The 20901-nt window shown below is 38.3% G+C and carries 15 protein-coding genes, 1 tRNA gene and 1 pseudogene; 11 read left to right on the plus strand and 6 right to left on the minus strand.

The features are described from left to right. Nucleotides 1-42 precede the first annotated feature (42 nt). Nucleotides 43-1671, minus strand: coding sequence for a sulfatase-like hydrolase/transferase (locus tag FJR09_RS20000; protein WP_217357029.1), 1629 nt, complete (start codon nucleotides 1669-1671; stop codon nucleotides 43-45). Nucleotides 1672-2102: 431 nt separating this feature from the next. Here FJR09_RS20000 and FJR09_RS20005 point away from each other — a divergent pair, with 431 nt between their 5' ends. The 5 genes and pseudogenes from FJR09_RS20005 (at nucleotide 2103) to FJR09_RS20025 (ending at nucleotide 10266) form a co-directional block, all read left to right on the plus strand. After that, nucleotides 2103-5129 (plus strand): valine--tRNA ligase, encoded by a 3027-nt coding sequence (locus FJR09_RS20005; protein ID WP_168653272.1) that lies wholly within the window; start codon nucleotides 2103-2105, stop codon nucleotides 5127-5129. A gap of 85 nt (nucleotides 5130-5214) precedes the next feature. Then, nucleotides 5215-5648: pseudogene (locus tag FJR09_RS20010) on the plus strand (hypothetical protein). Between the two features lie 376 nt (nucleotides 5649-6024). Then, nucleotides 6025-6393 carry a hypothetical protein gene (locus tag FJR09_RS20015; protein ID WP_148761035.1) on the plus strand — a complete coding sequence of 123 codons (369 nt, stop codon included), beginning with the start codon at nucleotides 6025-6027 and terminating at the stop codon, nucleotides 6391-6393. Nucleotides 6394-6587: 194 nt separating this feature from the next. Next, the gene (locus FJR09_RS20020; RefSeq protein ID WP_168653273.1) at nucleotides 6588-8729 is read left to right on the plus strand and encodes a peptidase domain-containing ABC transporter; all 2142 of its coding nucleotides are present in this window, start codon (nucleotides 6588-6590) and stop codon (nucleotides 8727-8729) included. A 163-nt stretch (nucleotides 8730-8892) separates the two neighbouring features. Beyond that, nucleotides 8893-10266: an HlyD family secretion protein gene (locus tag FJR09_RS20025; protein WP_168653274.1), complete on the plus strand. Its 1374-nt coding sequence runs from the start codon at nucleotides 8893-8895 to the stop codon at nucleotides 10264-10266. 64 nt (nucleotides 10267-10330) lie between these two features. Here FJR09_RS20025 and FJR09_RS20030 read toward each other — a convergent pair whose 3' ends face one another. After that, entirely contained in the window at nucleotides 10331-11740 is a 1410-nt protein-coding gene (locus FJR09_RS20030) for a 1-acyl-sn-glycerol-3-phosphate acyltransferase (RefSeq protein ID WP_015081129.1), read from the minus strand. 127 nt (nucleotides 11741-11867) lie between these two features. Between FJR09_RS20030 and FJR09_RS20035 the strand changes: the two genes are divergently transcribed. Further along, a complete protein-coding gene (locus FJR09_RS20035; RefSeq protein WP_015081130.1) occupies nucleotides 11868-12500 on the plus strand; it encodes a DUF938 domain-containing protein in 633 nt (210 codons plus the stop codon). A 68-nt stretch (nucleotides 12501-12568) separates the two neighbouring features. Here FJR09_RS20035 and FJR09_RS20040 read toward each other — a convergent pair. After that, nucleotides 12569-12641: transfer RNA gene (locus tag FJR09_RS20040), tRNA-Ala, on the minus strand. Between the two features lie 79 nt (nucleotides 12642-12720). On the opposite strand from FJR09_RS20040, the gene FJR09_RS20045 reads away from it, so the two are divergent. Then, nucleotides 12721-13623, plus strand: a complete 903-nt coding sequence (locus FJR09_RS20045) for a rhodanese-related sulfurtransferase (protein WP_168653275.1) — start codon at nucleotides 12721-12723, stop codon at nucleotides 13621-13623. Nucleotides 13624-13755: 132 nt separating this feature from the next. Continuing rightward, nucleotides 13756-16617 carry an aminomethyl-transferring glycine dehydrogenase gene (gcvP, locus tag FJR09_RS20050; protein WP_168653276.1) on the plus strand — a complete coding sequence of 954 codons (2862 nt, stop codon included), beginning with the start codon at nucleotides 13756-13758 and terminating at the stop codon, nucleotides 16615-16617. A gap of 107 nt (nucleotides 16618-16724) precedes the next feature. Here the strand turns inward: gcvP and FJR09_RS26260 are convergent, their stop codons facing one another. The 3 genes from FJR09_RS26260 to FJR09_RS20060 all read right to left on the minus strand — a co-directional run bounded on the left by FJR09_RS26260 (nucleotide 16725) and on the right by FJR09_RS20060 (nucleotide 19158). Continuing rightward, a complete protein-coding gene (locus FJR09_RS26260) occupies nucleotides 16725-17000 on the minus strand; it encodes an HNH endonuclease (protein WP_371416419.1) in 276 nt (91 codons plus the stop codon). After that, nucleotides 16912-17781: a hypothetical protein gene (locus FJR09_RS24815; protein WP_217357031.1), complete on the minus strand. Its 870-nt coding sequence runs from the start codon at nucleotides 17779-17781 to the stop codon at nucleotides 16912-16914. Before FJR09_RS24815 ends, FJR09_RS26260 begins: the two co-directional genes overlap by 89 nt. A gap of 975 nt (nucleotides 17782-18756) precedes the next feature. Next, nucleotides 18757-19158 (minus strand): GxxExxY protein, encoded by a 402-nt coding sequence (locus FJR09_RS20060; RefSeq protein ID WP_168651175.1) that lies wholly within the window; start codon nucleotides 19156-19158, stop codon nucleotides 18757-18759. Between the two features lie 310 nt (nucleotides 19159-19468). On the opposite strand from FJR09_RS20060, the gene FJR09_RS24820 reads away from it, so the two are divergent. Genes FJR09_RS24820 through FJR09_RS20070 form a run of 3 tightly spaced genes read left to right on the plus strand, consistent with a single transcriptional unit; the run spans nucleotide 19469 to nucleotide 20408 of the window. After that, complete coding sequence (locus FJR09_RS24820; protein WP_015081135.1) at nucleotides 19469-19711, plus strand: hypothetical protein; 243 nt, start codon at nucleotides 19469-19471, stop codon at nucleotides 19709-19711. 13 nt (nucleotides 19712-19724) lie between these two features. Then, nucleotides 19725-19973, plus strand: a complete 249-nt coding sequence (locus FJR09_RS20065) for a plasmid stability protein (RefSeq protein WP_015081136.1) — start codon at nucleotides 19725-19727, stop codon at nucleotides 19971-19973. A gap of 3 nt (nucleotides 19974-19976) precedes the next feature. Further along, nucleotides 19977-20408, plus strand: a complete 432-nt coding sequence (locus FJR09_RS20070; protein ID WP_168651173.1) for a type II toxin-antitoxin system VapC family toxin — start codon at nucleotides 19977-19979, stop codon at nucleotides 20406-20408. The last annotated feature ends 493 nt before the right edge of the window (nucleotides 20409-20901 follow it).

A 20901-nucleotide genomic window follows, 5' to 3' on the forward strand; every position in this document is an offset into this window, starting at 1 on the left:
CTTACACCGTAGTGTAGTCAAAAAATTAACCACTGAGTAGACTCACTTATTAGAAATGGTTCTCAACTTGTCTACAATTTTACCTAGTTGGTCAACAACTACACCAAACTCTGATGGTAGTTTTGCTTCGCTGGGCATAACTAAAGGCTCAGATTTGGTCCCTGTCGGGTATGTCTTCTGTATGTCTTTGAGGATCTCATCCACCATGTACTTCACACTAAGAGTAGCAGGTCTTTGACGAGGAGGATATTGATCTGCCTTGAATGTATCCAAAAATTGTTTTAGACGTAGCTGCATATCACCAATTAAGAAAATTCGACGGAAACGCCAATCAACGTAATTATCGGACTCTACGTAAGCTTTCTCAAAAGGATCACGGCGTAAGTTAAATAACTTAGGAACTCTCAACTCCACAAAGGGTTCTTCCCAAACATTAAAGCCTTCTGCACGCTGCTCACTAAACAACAGTTTCCAGTCATCATAGCGCATTGCTGCTGGATAGCCGTCATCTGTGAGGTAGACGAACTGATGACGAGGTGAACAAATTGTATCAGTTGTTTCCGTATTTATGTCATGGCAGAATTCATTTGGATATTCTGTTCTTAGAGATGATCTTGTCTCTGTTAAGTACGGTAAGAAGTTGTAACCGTCTAAGTGAACACCCTTGTTTTCGTCAGCAAATTCCTCATATTTATTTGTAGGAATGGGTTCTTTAATGGTTTCTTCTCGGTCTTTGACTTTAAGAAGTTGCTGTTTGATATCTGTCACACCAGCCGCAGCCATCAAAGTTGGCACCCAGTCTAGGTGAGACATAATATCGTTAGAGACAACACCTTCAGGAATATGACCCTTCCAACGGATGATAGCTGGAATACGGAAAGCACCTTCCCAGTTAGTATTCTTTTCGCTACGGAAAGGAGTTGTACCACCATCTGGCCAGCTAAATACTTCCGCGCCATTGTCTGTGGTATAGATGATGATAGTGTTATCGTCTAAGCCTTGATCTTTGATAAATTGAACAAGTTCACCAACCTGACCATCATGTTCTACCATACCGTCTGCTTCAATCCCTTGTCCAGTTACTCCCTTAGAATCATCCTTTAGGTGGGTAAAGACGTGCATACGAGTGGTATTAAACCAGGCAAAAAACGGCTTTTCTTCGTTTTTTGCGTTTGTAATGAACTGTTTTGTGGCCCCTAAAAACTCTTCATCTACAGTTTCCATCCGCTTTTGAGTTAGGGGACCAGTATCGCAGATTCGTTGATCAAGAGTTTTTTCATTAAGCTCAGGTTTACTAGGACTTCTATCCACATACCCACCATCTGTGCATAATGATGTTGGATGAGCATCTTTACCTGCATAACTATGAAGTACACCCCTTGGACGCGCGTCATCTAAGTTTGGATACTTACCCACAGGTGGATAGTCTTCGTTCTCAGGTTCCTCTTCAGCATTCAAGTGATAAAGGTTGCCATAAAATTCGTCAAATCCATGGGCTGTGGGTAGAAACTGATCTAAATCACCAAGATGGTTCTTGCCGAATTGACCGGTTGTGTAGCCCTCAAGTTTCAGTAGGTCTGCCAGGGTTGGATCTTCTGCCTGTAAGCCAATAGTAACACCCGGTATCCCCACTTTAGTCATACCAATTTGAGTTAATATATTCCTGGGCAAAATTTACACAACGATTCACTACTCTGTATTAATAAATGTGAATTTACTTGTGTGGTCAGGGAACAGGGAACAGGAAAGACAGAATTGATACCTACTGAGTCATGGCTACGCCACGCAAGCTATCAAAAATCAGGCGTTGCTGAAACCAGGTATGAATTTAGGTGTAGAGACCTTCCATGGAAGGTCTCTACAAGGGTTTTGAAATCATCAAAAATCATTTTCATACCTCAAATCAGCAACGCCAAAAATCAAATAGAAGTCCTATAGAAGTAAAAACTATAATCGCTTATAAATTGTAGTGAGGATCTATTTAACGTCTCTACATTCTTTTTCGGAGATGTCTATTGTTAATTAACCAGAACTGAATCACAAAGGTTTCTCAAGCCTGTGGCAAAATTTAGTAGAATCCTTATAAACCTAGTATTCCCAGCATGACCGTAACTATTCCTAATCTCCCCAGTCTTTACGAAGCCTTCTCCACAGAAGCCAAATGGCAAAAATTCTGGGAAGACAACCAAGTTTACAAAGCTGACCCCAACCACAAGGGCGAACCTTACTGCGTCGTTATCCCTCCACCTAACGTGACTGGCAGTTTGCACATGGGTCACGCCTTTGAAGGGGCTTTGATTGATACCCTGGTGCGTTACCACCGCATGAAGGGACGTAATACCCTGTGGTTGCCGGGAACTGACCACGCTAGTATAGCAGTGCAAACGATTTTAGAAAAGCAACTTAAAGCCGAGGGCAAAACTCGCCATGATTTAGGGCGCGAAAAGTTCCTAGAACGGGCTTGGCAATGGAAAGCGGAATCCGGCGGCACAATTATTAATCAGTTAAAACGCTTAGGTGTATCCGTAGACTGGACGCGGGAACGCTTTACTTTAGATGAAGGTTTATCAAAATCTGTTTTAGAAGCATTTATTCGCCTCCATGAAGAAGGATTAATTCATCGTAGTAACTATTTAGTCAATTGGTGTCCTGCTTCTGGTTCGGCTGTGTCTGATTTGGAAGTAGAACCCAAAGAGGTCAATGGGAATCTGTGGTATTTCCGTTATCCCCTCAGCGACGGTTCTGGCTTTCTGGAAGTGGCGACAACTCGCCCCGAAACCATGTTAGGTGATACAGGTGTGGCTGTTAACCCCCATGACGACAGATATAAACACCTGATTGGGAAAACCGTAACTTTACCAATTATGAACCGGGAAATCCCCATTATTGGTGATGAATTGGTGGACGCGACTTTTGGCACAGGTTGCGTTAAGGTGACTCCAGCCCATGACCCCAATGATTTTGAAATGGGTAAACGTCATGATTTGCCGTTCATTAATATTATGAATAAGGACGGCACACTCAATGAAAATGCTGGTGATTTTCAGGGACAAGACCGCTTTGTGGCACGGAAAAATTTAGTAGCCCGTTTAGATGCTGAAGGTGTTTTAGTCAAAGTTGAGGAATATAAACATACAGTACCTTATAGCGATCGCGGAAAAGTCCCTGTTGAACCTCTGCTTTCTACCCAATGGTTTGTAAAAATCCGCCCCCTGGCTGATAAAACTTTAGATTTCCTCGATAACCAAGATTCCCCCGAAATTGTCCCCCAACGTTGGCATAAAGTTTATCGTGATTGGTTGGTAAATCTACGTGATTGGTGTATTTCTCGTCAGTTGTGGTGGGGGCATCAAATCCCCGCTTGGTATGCTGTCAGCGAAACTCAAGGAGAAATTACCGATTCCACACCTTATTTTGTCGCCCGCAATGAAGCAGAAGCGCTACAAAAAGCCAAAGTGCAATTTGGGGAAGATGTGAAATTAGTTCAAGACCCCGATGTTTTAGACACTTGGTTTTCTTCAGGACTGTGGCCATTTTCTACTTTAGGTTGGCCGGAAGAAACCGAAGATTTAGCCACATATTATCCTACTGCTACCCTCGTTACTGGTTTTGATATTATCTTTTTCTGGGTCGCCAGAATGACAATGATGGGAACACATTTTACCGGAAAAATGCCGTTTAAAACTGTGTACATTCATGGTTTGGTCAGGGATGAAAATAATAAGAAAATGTCGAAATCGGCAAATAATGGCATTGATCCTTTATTGTTGATTGCCAAATATGGAACTGATGCTTTACGCTATACCTTAATTAAGGAAGTTGCTGGTGCAGGTCAAGATATTCGCTTAGAATATGACCGTAAAAAAGATGAATCTATTTCGGTCGAAGCTTCTCGCAATTTTGCCAATAAGTTGTGGAATGCTGCCCGATTTGTGATGATGAATTTGGATGGACAAACTCCAGCCCAATTAGGTCAACCAGTTCCCACAGAATTGAGTGATAAGTGGATTGTTTCCCGTTTCAACCAAGTTGTTAAACAAACAAATCATGACATTGATAATTATGGTTTAGGGGAAGCAGCAAAAGGACTTTATGAATTTATTTGGGGTGATTTCTGTGACTGGTATATTGAATTAGTCAAATCCAGATTACAAAAAGATGCAGAACCCACATCTCGTAAAATTGCCCAACAAATCATTGCCTACATTTTGGAAGGGATTTTAAAATTACTCCATCCCTTTATGCCCCATATTACAGAGGAAATTTGGCAAACTCTCACGCAACAACCCGCAGAAAATCCTCAACTTTTACCTTTACAAGCATATCCTGAAGCCGATGATAATCTGATTGATTCAGCTTTGGAAACACAGTTTGATTTATTGATTGGCACAATTCGCACAATTCGCAATTTACGGGCAGAAGCAGATATTAAACCAGGGGTAAAAATTACTGCAAATTTGCAAAGTGAAAGCGCAAGTGAAAGATTTATTCTCACTGCGGGACAGACTTATATTCAAGATTTAGCCAAAGTGGAAACTTTAACAATTGTTGATGTTAATCCTGTTGTGATTCCCGAAGAGATTGCAAAAATTGAAGATAATAAATATTGGGGTGGAATCAAGATCATTGCTTTAATAGTTGTTGCCCTTATTAGCTTAAAAGTAGCTATATTTGTGGGAAATACTGCGTTAGATATTCCCGTATTTGGGACTAGCTTTGAAATAATTGGTTTGGGTTATGTAGGTTGGTTTATTATCCGCTATTTACTCAAATATGAAGCAAGAGAAGAGTTATTTGCAAAATACTTTCCACCCAGTGAAACACCAATTGAACCAGAATTACTACCAACCGTACCCCAGGAAAAAGAAAATTCCATTGCTGGTGTTATCGGGACTGTACAGGTAGTAATTCCCTTAAAAGGAGTTGTAGATATTGAAGTCGTTCGTGCGAAACTGGAGAAAAGCTTGCAAAAAGCCGAAGCAGAAGTGGAATCTTTAAGTGCGAGATTAAGCAATTCTAAATTTGTGGATAAAGCCCCCGCAGATGTAGTACAGACTACAAGAGAGACTTTAGCAGAAGCACAAAAACAAGCGGAAATTTTACGCATACGTCTAGAGACGTTATCGTAGATGGTGATTGGTGATTGGTGATTGGTGATTGGTGATTGGTGATTGGGAAGATTACCTATTACCTATTACCTATTACCTAAAAATTATGTTATATCTTGCCCAAGTACATAAAAATGATTTTTTATATCAATATCAATTACGTTTATTAGCACGACAAGAATCACAGAACTTTTGGTTAACAATTTCGGAAGAAAGTTTAATTCTTTGAGGCAAAGGTCATGCTACAAGTAATAACTTATTAGTCTTAGTAAACTATCTCCTACAGGTGAAATTGAAACAATTGAAGATGCTACTGATTGGGTAATTAATCTAGTACAAATCTATATTTCTACGGGAATTACTCCTGAATTTCTCAAACAAGAAGCGGTAAAAATAGAGAATTGGCAGCAAAGTTTAACCTTGCTAAATCTTGATTTAGCCCGTCGTAGTTTAGAATTAGAAGCCCGTCGGGAACAAATCGAGGCTTTAGAAGAAAGTCTCAAACGTGAAAGAAATGGTCGTGAAAAAACTGAAGCATAAATAAGAGATATTGCATTTATACCGGATATTTTAGATTAAAACTCAAGGAAAATATCAAAAACGGTATTTTTTAAAACAGTTTTTTCATCAAAAATCAGCTAATCACGATAGAACAATTCAGAATCTATCACAATAAATCGAAAAACAAAAGAAAAATAAAAATTGTCTAATTCATCTTGAAAAATATTCTTTTCCTCATATACTGAAAATAGAGGAGTGAATAATATCCCCTCAAAATAAAACCTTTGCTTTTTACCTTTATGTCCACTTTGCAAGAACGACTACTATGTGGGGGCTGGTAGTTTTCTATTCTATGACATCAAGGTTGTAAATATTGCGCGTATTTCCTAAACACCAACTTTTAGGAGAAAATCAAATGGCTATCACAGCAGAAAAAGCCCTGTTAAACAACCAAAGTATCTTGCAGAATTTTGGTTTGGTTCAAGAAATTGACGAACAAGCTGCGGAAATAATTTCTGGTGGTTATGAGGTGTTTACCATTAGAAACAAAACAAGATACACCATAACTCATAATTTGGATGGTAATCTATACACAATTCGACCTAATGAAGCATGGATATATACTGCTCCCAAAGGAATAATTAGATTTGATACTGATGGTCGAAATCAGTTTAAGGAGTTTAGAACTATGGATTTGCGTGATGGGCAAATATATGAATTTCAAGACAATAACTACACTCCTGGTAATCCCTATGATCTTGATCTTTATCGAGTATTTAGATAGATTAAACTAATCAGATTTCAAGAAGTCAGGGATCTGAATCAGGGTTTTTTAATAAATTCAAAACCTTCCTATAGTGATCCTAAATTATTCACCTCAATCTCAAGTTAACTAATCTCTCTGTGTAAATTCTCCTTCAATATTCAATACAGTCAATTTATTTGACTATATTTTCTCCTCAAAAATCACGCCAGAAAATGAAATACAAAATAGTCCTTCAACACAGTGAAGAAGATTGTGGTGCAGCCGCTTTAGCCACAATTTCCCAACACTACGGACGCACATTTACCCTCAATCGAGTGCGCGAAGCTGTTGGTACTGGGGCGAGAGGAACTACTTTGTTAGGATTACGACGGGGTGCAGAAGCCCTGGGATTCCATACTAGACAAGTTAAAGCCTCTCCTCAACTCATCAATCAATTAGATCAAACCCCTCTCCCTGCGATTATTCACTGGAAAGGCTACCACTGGGTAGTATTATATGGGCAGAAGGGTAATAAATATGTCATTGGCGATCCCAGCGTTGGTATTCGTTACTTGACTCACCAAGAATTAATTACAGGTTGGAATAATGGGGTGATGTTGCTGCTGCTTCCAGATGAAAGCCGCTTTTATCAACAAGAATCAGATAAAATTGCTGGTTTTGGTCGTTATCTGCAACGGATTTACCCTTATCGCTTTATTATAGCCCAAGCCATTTCCCTAAATATCGCTATTGGACTACTTTCCCTCGCATCTCCCTTCATGATGCAGCTACTTACGGATGATGTTCTAGTGCGTGGAGATACCCAACTATTAACTACCGTCGCTATTGGCGTTATCGCCATGAACTTAATTAAAAGCGCCATTAGTTTCGTCCAATCCCACCTAATTGGTCATTTCGGACAAAGATTACAATTAGGACTAATTCTAGAATACGGGCGCAAACTCTTACATTTACCCCTATCTTATTTTGAAGGACGACGTAGCGGGGAAGTTGTCAGCCGCATTGCAGATGTTCACGCTATCAATAACTTAGTTTCTCAGATTGTTTTGGGATTACCCAGTCAATTTTTTATTGCTGTCGTCTCCTTGGGCTTTATGCTCTTTTATACTTGGGAGTTAACTCTAGCTTCCATAGTTGCATTTATCATAATTACGGGTGTTAACTGGCTTTTTTTACCAGCACTGCGACAGAAAACCCGCAATATGATTGTTTCTGGTACAGAAAACCAAGGCTTTTTGGTGGAAACATTTCGAGGAGTACAAGTCTTAAAAACTACCCAAGCTACACCCCAAGCCTGGGAAGAATATCAAGGAAATTTTGGTCGTTTGGCTAACTTGTCTTGGACTACTATGCAGCTAAGACTTTACAGCAGCACAGTTACAAGTATTCTTTCGACATTTATTAATATTGGTATTCTTTGGATTGGTAGCTACTTAGTAATTAATCGGACTTTAACAATTGGACAATTGATGGCTTATAACGGCATGAGTGGTAATCTTCTCGGCTTTTTAAGTTCTGTTATTGGTTTAGTAGATGAGTTTATCACTTCCCAAATAGTTATTCAACGGCTGACAGAAGTTATTGATGCGACTCCAGAAGATGAAAATGATTTTAAAAAGCCGTGGGTAGAAATTCCTGCTAATGCAGAGATTACTTGCACAGAAATTAATTTTCACCACACAGGTAGAGTTGATTTATTGCAAGATTTTTCTGTAACTATTCCTGGTGGTCAAGTCATTGCTTTAATTGGTAAATCTGGTTGTGGTAAAAGTACCCTATCAAAATTAATGACTGGTTTATATAAATCCCAGTCAGGAAATATTCGTTATGGTCTTTATAATCAACAGGATATATCTTTGGAATGTCTCCGACAACAGGTAATTTTAATTCCTCAAGAACCACATTTTTGGAGTCGTTCTATTATTGATAATTTCCATTTCAGCTATCCTCACATCAGTTTTGAGGAAATTGTCAAGGCTTGTCAAATTACTGGGACAGATGAATTTATTAGTGAATTACCTGATAAATATCAAACTGTTTTAGGAGAATTTGGAGCTAATCTTTCGGGAGGACAAAAACAAAGATTAGCCATAGCTAGAGCCATAGTTACTAACCCACCTCTGTTGATTTTAGATGAGTCTACGGGCGCACTTGACCCAGTGAGTGAAGCGCAAATACTCAAGAGGCTTTTAGAATATCGTCAGGGTAAAACCACTATTTTAATTAGTCACCGTCCCAAGGTAATCCAGTGTGCAGATTGGATTGTATTTTTAGAACAAGGACGGTTAAAAGTCCAAGGCACACCAGCAGATTTATCTAAAATTCCTGGCGAACATTTAGACTTTTTAGATTAAGGATTATATAACTCGTTCCCAGTCTCTGACTGGGAATGCTATCGCAGAGGCTCTGCCTCTAATGTTATTGAAGGAAGGCAGAGCCTTCTAGAATTCATTCCCATACAGAGTATGGGAACGAGAATTTTGCTGCTCTGCATACATTGTAAATTTTGGAGTAACCATGACTAGCAAAAATGACTTTTTACCCCCTATTCAAACAGATGAATTCCTACCTCCAATTGCTCGTTGGACTACCTTTGGCGGTATGTTTATTCTCTGCGTTCTCGGACTAGCTATTCCTGTAGCCGCAGTCGCTAAATATAAGGTGACAATCCAAGGACAGGGGGTTGTGCGTCCATCTGGAGAATTGCGAATTGTCCAGGCTGCAACTGAAGGTAAAGTTATGCAGATTTATGTCAAAGAAAATCAAGTTGTGAAAATAGGAGATGCCATCGCTATTATTGATGACTCTCGTTTGCAAACTAAAAAAAATCAACTGCAAACTAATATTCAGCAAGGTAAATTGCAAATATTACAAATCAATGCTCAAATGCAAATTCTTGACAGTCAAATTAGAGCCGAAACTGATAAAGTTAATCGGATTGTTAATGCTGCCAAAGCTGGATTAAGCGATCATCAACGACAATATCATGATAAACAAATTACCACTATTTCTGAACTTGAAGAAGCTGATGCTAACCTTCATTCCACTGAAGCAGCTTTGAATGTAGCGAAGTTAAAGCAAAAGCGATATGAGAGTCTAGCAGAAGCATTGTCTAAGAATCAATTAGAGGAAGCACAGTTAGCTACAAAACAGCAAGAACAAGCACTATTTGTTGCGATCGCTAAAAAGCAACGTGCTAAAGCTGCCTTAAATCCCAGTGATGCTGAAGTTAAAATTGCTAATGAGCGCATAGCCCAAGAACAAGCTGCTGGTGAAAGTAACAAAGCAGCTTTAGAGAAAGAATATCAAGCCCTGATTAAGCAACGCATGGAAGCTGAAAAACAGCTAGAACGTGATACCAGCGAACTAAAACAAGTGGAAACTGAACTAAATCAAACTACCATTACGGCTACGGCTGATGGTATTATTTCTCAAATCAACTTGCGTAATTCTGGTCAAACGGTGCGTCCTGGGGAGGAGATATTGCAGATTGTCCCCAACAATGTTAATCAGATTATTAAGGCAGCAGTGCCATCGGAAGCGAAAAGTAAGCTCAAAATAGGTCAACCAGTCCAAATGCGAGTTAGTGCTTGTCCTTACCCGGATTATGGTACTCTCAATGGCAAAGTGGAGGCAATTTCTCCAGATGCTATTACTCCCCGACAAAATAGCACAAATGAGGCGAGTTCTCGTCCTAATACTAGTCCAAAAGCAACTTCCCCAAATGCCTTTTATGAGGTGACTATTAAACCAGAAAGTTTGGTTTTAGGTAAAGGGAAAAACCTTTGTCACATTCAATTGGGAATGGAAGGTAGAGTTGATATCATTTCCCGCGAAGAAACTGTACTACAATTTTTCTTGAGAAAGGCTAGGTTAATTGCAGATGTGTAATAGTTTCGAGGGTAAATGAAACTATTACAAAACCCTCTCCCCGCCTCTGCGCCTCTGCGTGAACCTAATCCTTAATCAACCCCTCCAACATCACCTGTAAATCCTGCGTCAACTCACTAACACCCTTTCGCAAAGCTTGTTTATTCCCTTGACAACTTTCCCATATTGTATTCACATTAATCGGTTCACCAACAGAAATCATGGATTGTTTTAAACCTAAACGTGGTCTTCCTGGTAAAGTAGAATCCTGAATGCGAGACAACATATCAAACATTAATAAAAGGGTTTCTGCAAATCTTTCTGGAGTGGGTTTTTCGAGAATATAATTAGCAGTAACAGCCACAAAACTTTCAGCAATTCTCATGTGTTGCATTTTTAAATCGGCTTCTTCAGCTATCCAATCAGCTAGACCACGTTTGAAAGGTGGTAAACTTTGAATATCGGCAATATCATCTCGATAAATATAATTCCAACCAGCATCTTCTAAACGGCGACATCTATCAATAAAATTACCTTGAGACTGAAGATTAAAATACTTTTCTGTGATTTTCAAAGCAGTGTCCATCAAACGGTGTAATCTAGTAATTAACACTTCATTTATAGGAATCTCTGAAGTGATAATTTCTGGAAAATCTTGATGATAGAAACGGTGATAAAATTCCTCCATTTCCGAAATTAGATATTCAGCTAAACGCAAAACCCGCTGATATAAAATTCCTTCCCGTTCCTTTCCATTTGTACTAAGTTCCGTCCTAGGTAAACCGCTATCAGCTTCCAATTTAGATAAAAGCCAATCTATTTTTTGCCAAGGGGGATTAACGTAACTATATTTAATGCCAATAGGAATAATAAAAACCTGTTCTTCGCGGTTAGCTTTTTTTAGATCTTCCACACACCAAAAACCTAACTGTGCCACACCAGGTTCTAAAGGACTAACTATGCTACTATGTCCATTTGTACCACCTTCAGGAGCGATCGCAATCGGCATTTCTGCATTAGCAAATAATTCTCTGGCCATTTGGATAGCATTTCTATCTACGCGTCTTCCCCTACGAATGGGTACACCACCAAGTCGAGAAAATAACCATCCTAACCAATTTCCCGCCCATAACGTCATTCCCCGTTCGTACATAAAATGACTGTGAACAGGGTATTTGAGACTAATTCCTTTTTCTCTTGCCACCTTGGGAACAATCCGTGATAACAGGTATAACATAGATAAAGGATCTTCCACTTCGGGGTGACGAAAAGCAATTAAAAATCTGACCTTACCTGCTTGAAAATCGTGGTATAACTTGGCTAATACTTCCGCATTTTTAGCTTCAATATTGACAATACCCGCAGGTAGCCAAGGTCTAGTTCTCACCCGCAAAATAAAAGGCAAAAACCAAGATACAATTTTCACAATAAAGGGATTATGACGTTGAGGGATAAATTTAAGCGGAGGTTGGGTGGAATGAATAGATTTAGGCAAGTTGTTCTCCTGTGATATGGCGAAAAAAGCTAAAATTGAGCGATAGCGTTCGCGGTAGCGTCTCGAAGAGATAGCGAGACCTAGGAAGCGCTGCTAATTTAATTATCATAGTGAATGCTCGCCAGATATGAACACACCCGCAGACCAGCGAAAATTTGCCCCCGCAACCCAGCGCAACCGCGAACCGATTCTAGAATTGCTTTTACAAATATTGCCTCAACATGGGACTATTTTAGAAATAGCCAGTGGCACAGGTGAACACGCTACATTTTTCTCCTACCACCTCGCACCTCGACAATGGCTACCTTCCGACCCTAACCCAGAACTGCGTGCTAGTATTAGCGCGTGGACTGAATTTTTCCCCTGTGAAGCCATGCAGCCACCCCTAGATTTAGATGCAAGTTCACCAATTTGGCCTGTGGAAAAAGAGATAATACCACAACCACCTATTTCTGCCATTGTCAATATTAACATGATTCATATTTCCCCTTGGTCAGCCTGTTTAGGACTAATGGCAGGGGCTGGACGGATTCTGCCACCTGGTGGTATACTCTACTTGTATGGTCCCTATAAACAAAATGGAGAACATACCGCACCCAGTAACGCTGATTTTGATGAGTCTTTACAAGCACAGAATCCAGATTGGGGAGTGCGTAATTTAGAAGATGTAGTAAAAGCTGCTGAAGCCCAAAATCTGACATTGCATCAAACTCACCCCATGCCAGCAAATAACTTTTCACTAGTATTTAAACATAGATAGATGAATTGTGTTTCGCGCAAAGGGGCAAAGACGCAAGGGAATTTATCTGTTTTCTTTTGTATAATTAATGGAGGTTAGCGGACTCGAACCGCTGACATCCTGCTTGCAAAGCAGGCGCTCTACCAACTGAGCTAAACCCCCAAGTCTGTTTTTTATGTAAAAAGGGTTGATTTTACATAACCACACTATCATAAACTATTATTATTAATTTGACAAGACCATGAACCAAGAAAATCAGACAGTTGTTGCTGCACTATATAAATTCGTGAGTCTACCTGATTGTAGCGAACTGCAAGCAGCTTTATTGTCCTTTTGTCAATCACAAGGAATTAAAGGAACTATCTTACTAGCACAGGAAGGAATTAACGGCACAATTGCTGGTTCTCGTCAGCAAATTGACACAGTTTTAGCCTTTCTTCGCAATGACTCGCGGTTTGCAGATTTAGAACATAAAGAATCTTACACGGAAATTCCCCCGTTTGAACGGTTAAAAATTAGGTTAAAGCCAGAAATTGTGACTTTGGGATTACCAGAAGTGAACCCTGCGGAAAAAGTAGGAACTTATGTCAAACCTGAAGATTGGAATGATTTAATTTCCAACCCAGAAGTCACAGTCATTGATACCCGCAATGATTATGAAGTCACCATTGGGACTTTTAAAGGAGCAGAAAATCCGCAAACTCAAATATTTAGAGACTTTCCCGAATATGTACAACAACATCTTGATCCCAAAAAACATCAAAAAGTAGCCATGTTTTGTACTGGAGGAATTCGTTGTGAAAAAGCCTCATCTTATTTACTTTCTCAAGGTTTTGAAGAAGTTTATCACCTCCAAGGAGGCATTCTCAAATATCTAGAAGAAATTCCCCCAGAAGAAAGTTTATGGGAAGGAGAATGTTTTATTTTTGATCAAAGAGTCGCAGTTAGTCATAACTTAGAAACAGGAAATCAAGAATTATGCTTTTGTTGTGGATATCCCATTTCCGAAACAGATAAAACCTCCCCAGAATATGAAAAAAATATTTCCTGTCCTCACTGTTTCCATACCCTAACACCAGAAAAAAGAAAGCGACTACAGCAAAAATGGAAACATTACCAATCAATAAATTCCACCAATACTTAAACTTCAGATTTCTTTCTTCCTTTGCGTCTTTGCTCCTTTGCCCCTTTGCGCGAAACAAAATTTAGAAAAAACCCTAATATCCAAAAGTGATCATTACAATATATTAATACAGAACTCCTTGGAGAACAATTTGTGGTATATAATCCCCCGCGCACTCAAACCAGCACATTGAGCAACTTTACACAAAGACACATTGGACCAAACCCTGATGATGTCAAGCAAATGCTTGATATATTAGGTCTTTCCAACCTTGATGACCTCATTGATAAAACAGTACCACAGGCAATTCGGTTTCATCAAACCCTCAACCTACCAGCAGCACAAAGCGAATATGCAGCACTGGCAAAATTAAAGCAAATAGCGGATAAAAATCAAGTTTATCGCTCATTTATCGGCATGGGATATTACGACTGTATTACCCCTACCGTCATTCAACGCAATATTTTAGAAAATCCCGGTTGGTACACAGCATACACCCCTTATCAGCCAGAAATTGCCCAAGGACGTTTGGAAGCGTTGTTAAATTTCCAAACCATGATTATTGACTTAACGGGTTTAGAAATTGCTAACGCTTCTTTGCTTGATGAAGGGACAGCAGCCGCAGAAGCAATGAGTATGAGTTATGGTGTGTGCAAAAATAAATCTCATAACTATTTTGTTTCTAGTGAATGTCATCCTCAAACCATTGATGTTTTGCAAACACGCGCAAAACCTTTAGGCATCAATATCATTATCGGTGATCATCAAACCTTTGATTTTTCCGAAACTATCTTTGGTGCGATTCTGCAATATCCCGCAACCGACGGGACAATTTACGATTACTGCGATTTTATCACAAAGTCTCATGCTCAGGGTGCATTGGTGACTGTAGCCGCAGATCCTCTGAGCTTATTATTACTCACACCCCCCGGTGAATTAGGGGCTGATATTGCCGTAGGCAGTACCCAACGCTTCGGAATTCCTTTGGGATTTGGGGGACCACACGCTGCTTATTTTGCCACGAAGGAAGAGTATAAACGACTTGTTCCAGGGCGCATTGTGGGGGTATCAAAAGATGTGAATGGTAAACCTGCCTTACGTTTGGCGTTGCAAACCCGTGAACAGCACATCCGCAGAGATAAAGCCACCAGTAATATCTGCACGGCACAGGTTTTATTGGCAGTGATGGCGAGTATGTATGCAGTTTATCATGGACCGGACGGACTGAGAGCGATCGCTCAAAATATCCATGAACTTACCGCAACTTTAGCCGCAGGTTTGCAAAAGTTAGGTTATAAAATCGGTTCGGAAAACTTCTTTGATACCTTGCGGGTAGAATTAGGAAATACCAAATTAGCAGCAATTCTCGACGCTGCACATGAGAGAAATATCAACTTGAGAATTTTTGATAATTCCACTGTGGGTATTTCCTTAGATGAAACTACCACAGAAACAGATTTAATTGACCTTTGGCAAATTTTCGCATTGAAAGATCAATTACCTTTTACTGTGGAAGAATTAGCAATTTCTCATTCTCAATTATCACGGACAAGTAAATATCTCACTCACCCAGTTTTTAACCGTTACCATTCAGAAACTGAGTTATTACGTTATTTACATCAACTAGAAAGCAAGGATTTATCATTAACAACTTCCATGATTCCCTTGGGTTCTTGTACCATGAAGTTAAACGCAACTTCAGAAATGATTCCCGTAACTTGGGCAGAATTTGGGAAAATCCACCCTTTCGCGCCAATTTCCCAAACTAGAGGTTATCAAATTCTCTTCCAACAACTAGAAGTATGGTTAGGAGAAATTACAGGTTTTGCCGGAATTTCCTTACAACCAAATGCAGGTTCTCAAGGTGAATATGCGGGACTTTTGGTAATTCATGAATATCATCAAAGTCGCGGAGAAGGACACAGAAATATTTGTTTAATTCCCCAATCTGCACACGGTACAAATCCCGCAAGTGCGGTAATGTGTGGAATGAAAGTAGTGGGAGTTGCTTGTGATGATCATGGTAATATTGACGTTGAAGATTTAAAAGCCAAAGCTGAAAAACATAGTCATGAATTATCAGCTTTAATGGTGACATATCCATCAACTCATGGGGTATTTGAAGAAGCAATTCAAGAAATTTGTGCGGTAATTCATAGTCACGGTGGACAAGTTTACATGGACGGGGCTAATATGAATGCCCAAGTGGGTATTTGTCGTCCTGGTGATATTGGTGCAGATGTCTGTCATTTGAACTTACACAAAACCTTCTGTATTCCCCATGGTGGTGGTGGTCCCGGTATGGGTCCCATTGGTGTCGCTTCCCACCTCGTCCCCTTTTTACCAGGACATTCTGTGGTGAGAATGGGTGGTGATTTGGGCGCTGTTTCCGCTGCACCTTGGGGTAGTGCGAGTATCTTAGTGATTTCTTGGATGTATATTATCATGATGGGTGCAGATGGGTTGACGGAAGCAACCAAAATTGCCATTTTGAATGCTAATTACATGGCTAAGAAATTAGAGTCATATTATCCGGTTTTGTATCAGGGAAAAAATGGTTTGGTGGCACATGAATGTATTTTAGATTTGCGAAGTTTGAAGAAATCAGCGCAGATTGAAATTGATGATGTTGCGAAGCGGTTAATGGATTATGGTTTTCATGCACCTACTGTTTCTTGGCCTGTTGCTGGGACAATTATGGTAGAACCAACGGAAAGTGAATCTAAACAGGAATTAGATCGTTTTTGTGATGCTTTGATTGCGATTCGTGAGGAAGTTGCCGCAATTGAATCTGGTAAAATGGATATTCACGATAATCTTTTGAAAAATGCCCCTCACACTGCGGAAAGTTTGATTATTGGTGAGTGGAATCATCCCTATTCCCGTGAACAAGCTGCTTATCCTGCACCTTGGAATAAGGAATATAAGTTCTGGCCAAGTGTGGGGAGAATAGATGCTGCTTTTGGGGATAGGAATTTTGTTTGTTCTTGTTTACCGATGGAGGCTTATAGTTAATTAATTGTAGGGTGCGTTAATGAAATGTAACGCACCATTTTGATTTTTTTATTGAAATGGTGCGTTACGCTGGCGCTAACACACCCTACGGACCAAGAACTAAGAACTTATGAAATCAGGAATTTTATTTCATCAATACTAAGAGGAGGTGACTTTCGATGAATCATTGCATGACAATTTGGACAAACAGGACGTAAATCTTTTACAGGATCAACCTCATATTCTGTGCCTATTTGAGACAGTGGTTTAAGATGATGAACATGAATAAAACCTTCACCTAATTCACCAAAAATTTTACCAAAATTGAATCCACAAACAAAACAACTTGTACCATAGTGTGAAATACACTTTTTGACGTGCTTTCGGATCACGTTCATAGGCATTGACAGAGATTTGACGTATTGCACCTTCACGAAAAATTTCTGATGGGTTAACTTCTTCAGCAAAAAATACTGTATCTTTGCTTATATGTTCAAGGTTAACTTCATAGTTTGCTATGTATTTACACGCAAAAAAATTATAAATTTCTTCTATATAAAAATCATCTAAATGACCTAATTGCGTGCCAAAACGATATCCTAAATTGTTCCATGTCAGACGCTTATTTAATGTTTTATTTGTATAGATTTTTTTCGGTGATTTTGCATTTAACCATCCCATCTTAAATTGTGCAAGTCGCCTATTATCAGGAGGATTACGATCATCTCTTTCATATACTAATTCATTAAAAATTTTATCATATAGTAAATTAGAAGGTTCAGCTTTATCTACAAATTGATCATTTTTATTAACCCAACCTAATAACTCTAAAGCTTCAGCAACTTCAGAGTGCATTTCCCATATAAAATTCTTACGAGTTGCATAACCAATAGACCAAACAGACCACCAAAAATATTTATCATCTATATGTTTATAAGCGTCAAATCCAGTTGCATCGCAAAATAAATGTCCCATTCTTCCATATAGAGAGTTAACAACTGGACGACCACCTTCAATATTAGCTAATTCTGCAAGCTGAGTTGCTGTTACTTTCCTATTGGGGGTATGATACTGCACTTGAAGTAAACGACGTTGTTTTTCACTGATACGAGACTGAATTGCAGTCAACCCAGTTACGTAATCATCAATAGATGGTACTTGAGTTAATTTGTAAATACGAACCATAAAATACTAGATAATAACTATTTAATTTCACTCTCATATAGATTATCATAACTTAGTGTGATCGCTCATCTTTTACCTTTAGCTGAGAAAACCCAACACTTTCACAATAATATAGATAATGATTAATTTGTTGGGTTTCACTGTGTTCTACCCAACCTACAGTTTGTATGGTTCGTTGGTAATTTGTAGGTTGTTGGTGGGATGCTGAAATTGTCATTGTCTGAATCAGGATGTCCAGGATTGTGATTTGTAGCTAGTAGGTTGGGTTGACGCAAGGAAACCCAACATAATCAAAATATCTGATTCATATTTTTTGTCAGAATCAGGATATCCAGGATTTTAGGATTTACAGGATTGTTATTTGTAAGTTATTGGTGGGATGCTGAAATTTTAATTGTCTGAATCAGGATGTCCAGGATTTTAGGATGTACAGGATTGTTATTGATAAGTTGTCTGTGAAGATTTGAAGATTATAAAATACAGTTACAGTAATAGTCAACAAATAACAACAAATAATTTAACGGATAATTTATTATCTAACATCCTAAAATCTGTACTTCTCATAGACAATCAAACAACAACATCCTGAAAATCCTCTAATCCTGGTTATCCTGATTCAGACAAATTCTTATTGATAAATTATCTGTGAATATTGAAAGATGATAAAATACAGTTACACCAACAGTCAACAAATAACAACAAATAATTTAACGGATAATTTATTATCTAACATCCTAAAATCTGTACTTCTCATAGACAATCAAACAACAACATCCTGAAAATCCTCTAATCCTGGTTATCCTGATTCAGACAAAAAAATCCTCAAAATCCCCACGTCAAATCAACAACAACATCCTGCAAATCCTTTAATCCTGGACATCCTGATTCAGACAAAAAAATCCTCAAAATCCCCACGTCAAATAAACAACAACATCCTGAAAATCCTCTAATCCTGGTTATCCTGATTCAGACAAATTAACCCTGAAATCTAGGATTAAAAACCTTCTTATATTCCAACTTCAACCCACCAAAATTAATCAATAATCCCACAGGAAAATTATAAGCAACCAAATAATTTTTCGCTTGCGCTAAATGAACATCTTCTAAAGAAATAACCGCTTTCAACTCCACCACGACCTGATTTTCAACTATAAAATCTGCCCTTCGTGTTCCTACTTCAACTCCCTCATAATAAATTGTTTGTTCTACCTCCCTTCCAAAACCTAAACCTGATTTTTGCAACTCAATTTCCATACATCTTTGATAAATAACCTCCTGAAAACCATTTCCCAAAGTTCGGTGTATTTTCATTGCACATCCATTGATTATATATGTAATTTCGTCTAATTTTAGATTTTGGGTATTAGATGTGTTCATGGATTTACATGATTGTTATTTGTAGGTTATTGGTGGGATGCTGAAATTGTAATTGTCTGAATCAGGATAACCAGGATTTTAGGATGTACAGGATTGTTATTGATGAATTGTCTGTGAATATTGAAAAATGATAATTACAATCACAGTATATTATCTATCATCCAAAAATCGCCATTTTTCCTAAACAATAAAAAAATTACATCCTGAAAATCCTCAAATCCTGGTTATCCTGATTCAGACAGATTATTATTGATGAATTGTCTGTGAATATTGAGATATTATAAAATACAGTTACACCAACAGTCAATAAATGACAACAAATAATTTAACGGATAATTTATTATCTAACATCCTAAAATCTGTACTTCTCATAGACAATCAAACAACAACATCCTGTAAATCCTTTAATCCTGGACATCCTGATTCAGACAAAAAAATCCTCAAAATCCCCACATCAAATAAACAACAACATCCTGAAAATCTTTTAATCCTGGATATCCTGATTCAGACAAAAAAACTCAAATTGATAGTGTATAATAAACATATCCTTTAATTCTAAATTGATTATGACTAATATCACAATCTCTAACCTTGATGATGATCTGCAAAATCAGTTACAAAAACGAGCCGAAAAACATGGACATTCTCTAGAACAAGAAATTACAGAAATTCTCCGTCTTGTTCTCACAGAAAATCCTAAAAATCCTATCAATTTAGCAACTCTAATTGAAAACCGTTTTGCCAATTTTGAAGATTTGGAATTACCAGAAATAGAGAGAGAAGCGATTCGCACAGTGTCAATATTTGCAGATTAGAAAATGATTATTCTTGATACAAACGTCATTTCCGAACTAATGAAAACTCAAAAATCAGCAATAGTTCGTGAATGGGTAGCAGCACAACCTTTAATGAGTTTGTTTACTACAACAATTACTCAAGCAGAAATTCTCTATGGTATTGCTTTACTTCCAGGAGGAAAACGACGAGAAGAACTTAGTCAAACAGCACAACTAATGTTTTCTGAAGACTTTGCTGGACGAGTTCTAGATTTTGATCAAAATGCTGCTGTAGCATTTGCTTATATTGCATCTCAACGACGAAAAAATGGTACTCCAATTTCTCAACCTAATGCTCAAATTCCTGCTATTTGTTACACTCATAAAGCAACTATAGCAACGCGCAATGTTACTGATTTTGAAGGATGTGGTATTTCTATTATTAATCCTTGGAAACCTGAATCAATATATTAGTAAGTCGTAGCTGTTTATGAAATTTCGATTTTGAAATTTTACAACTCTATAATATTCTGTTTCTCGATTTATATATATGAGCGCACACTTTTCCACTCATATCATAAGCATACCTAAAACTCGAAACTCTGTCAAGCCCCCTAGCTGAAATCACCAAAACTCGTTAAAATATTGATAAAATTCTCAATAATAATGAGAATAGACTCCCATTAGTTGAGAAAGTCCTTTTTTCAAAAATCCCATACAAATAACTTATAGTTTAATCACAAGACTCCCAACTTCTTTGATTAATCTGGTGATTTATCAATAGTATTGCAAAAGTCAGATCCCCGACTTCTCTAAGAAGTCGGGGATCTTGTTGTTATTTATGTATAATCAAGATGCCCCTAGGGGGGATTTTCAGTTATGATACTCTAGATAAGTAAAGTTTAGTAACAAATATTAAAAACTTTGATTAATCATACATTTCCTTCCTATCCAGCTACTAACCCGA

This window comes from Dolichospermum sp. UHCC 0406 (assembly GCF_009712025.1).
Taxonomy (GTDB): domain Bacteria; phylum Cyanobacteriota; class Cyanobacteriia; order Cyanobacteriales; family Nostocaceae; genus Dolichospermum; species Dolichospermum lemmermannii.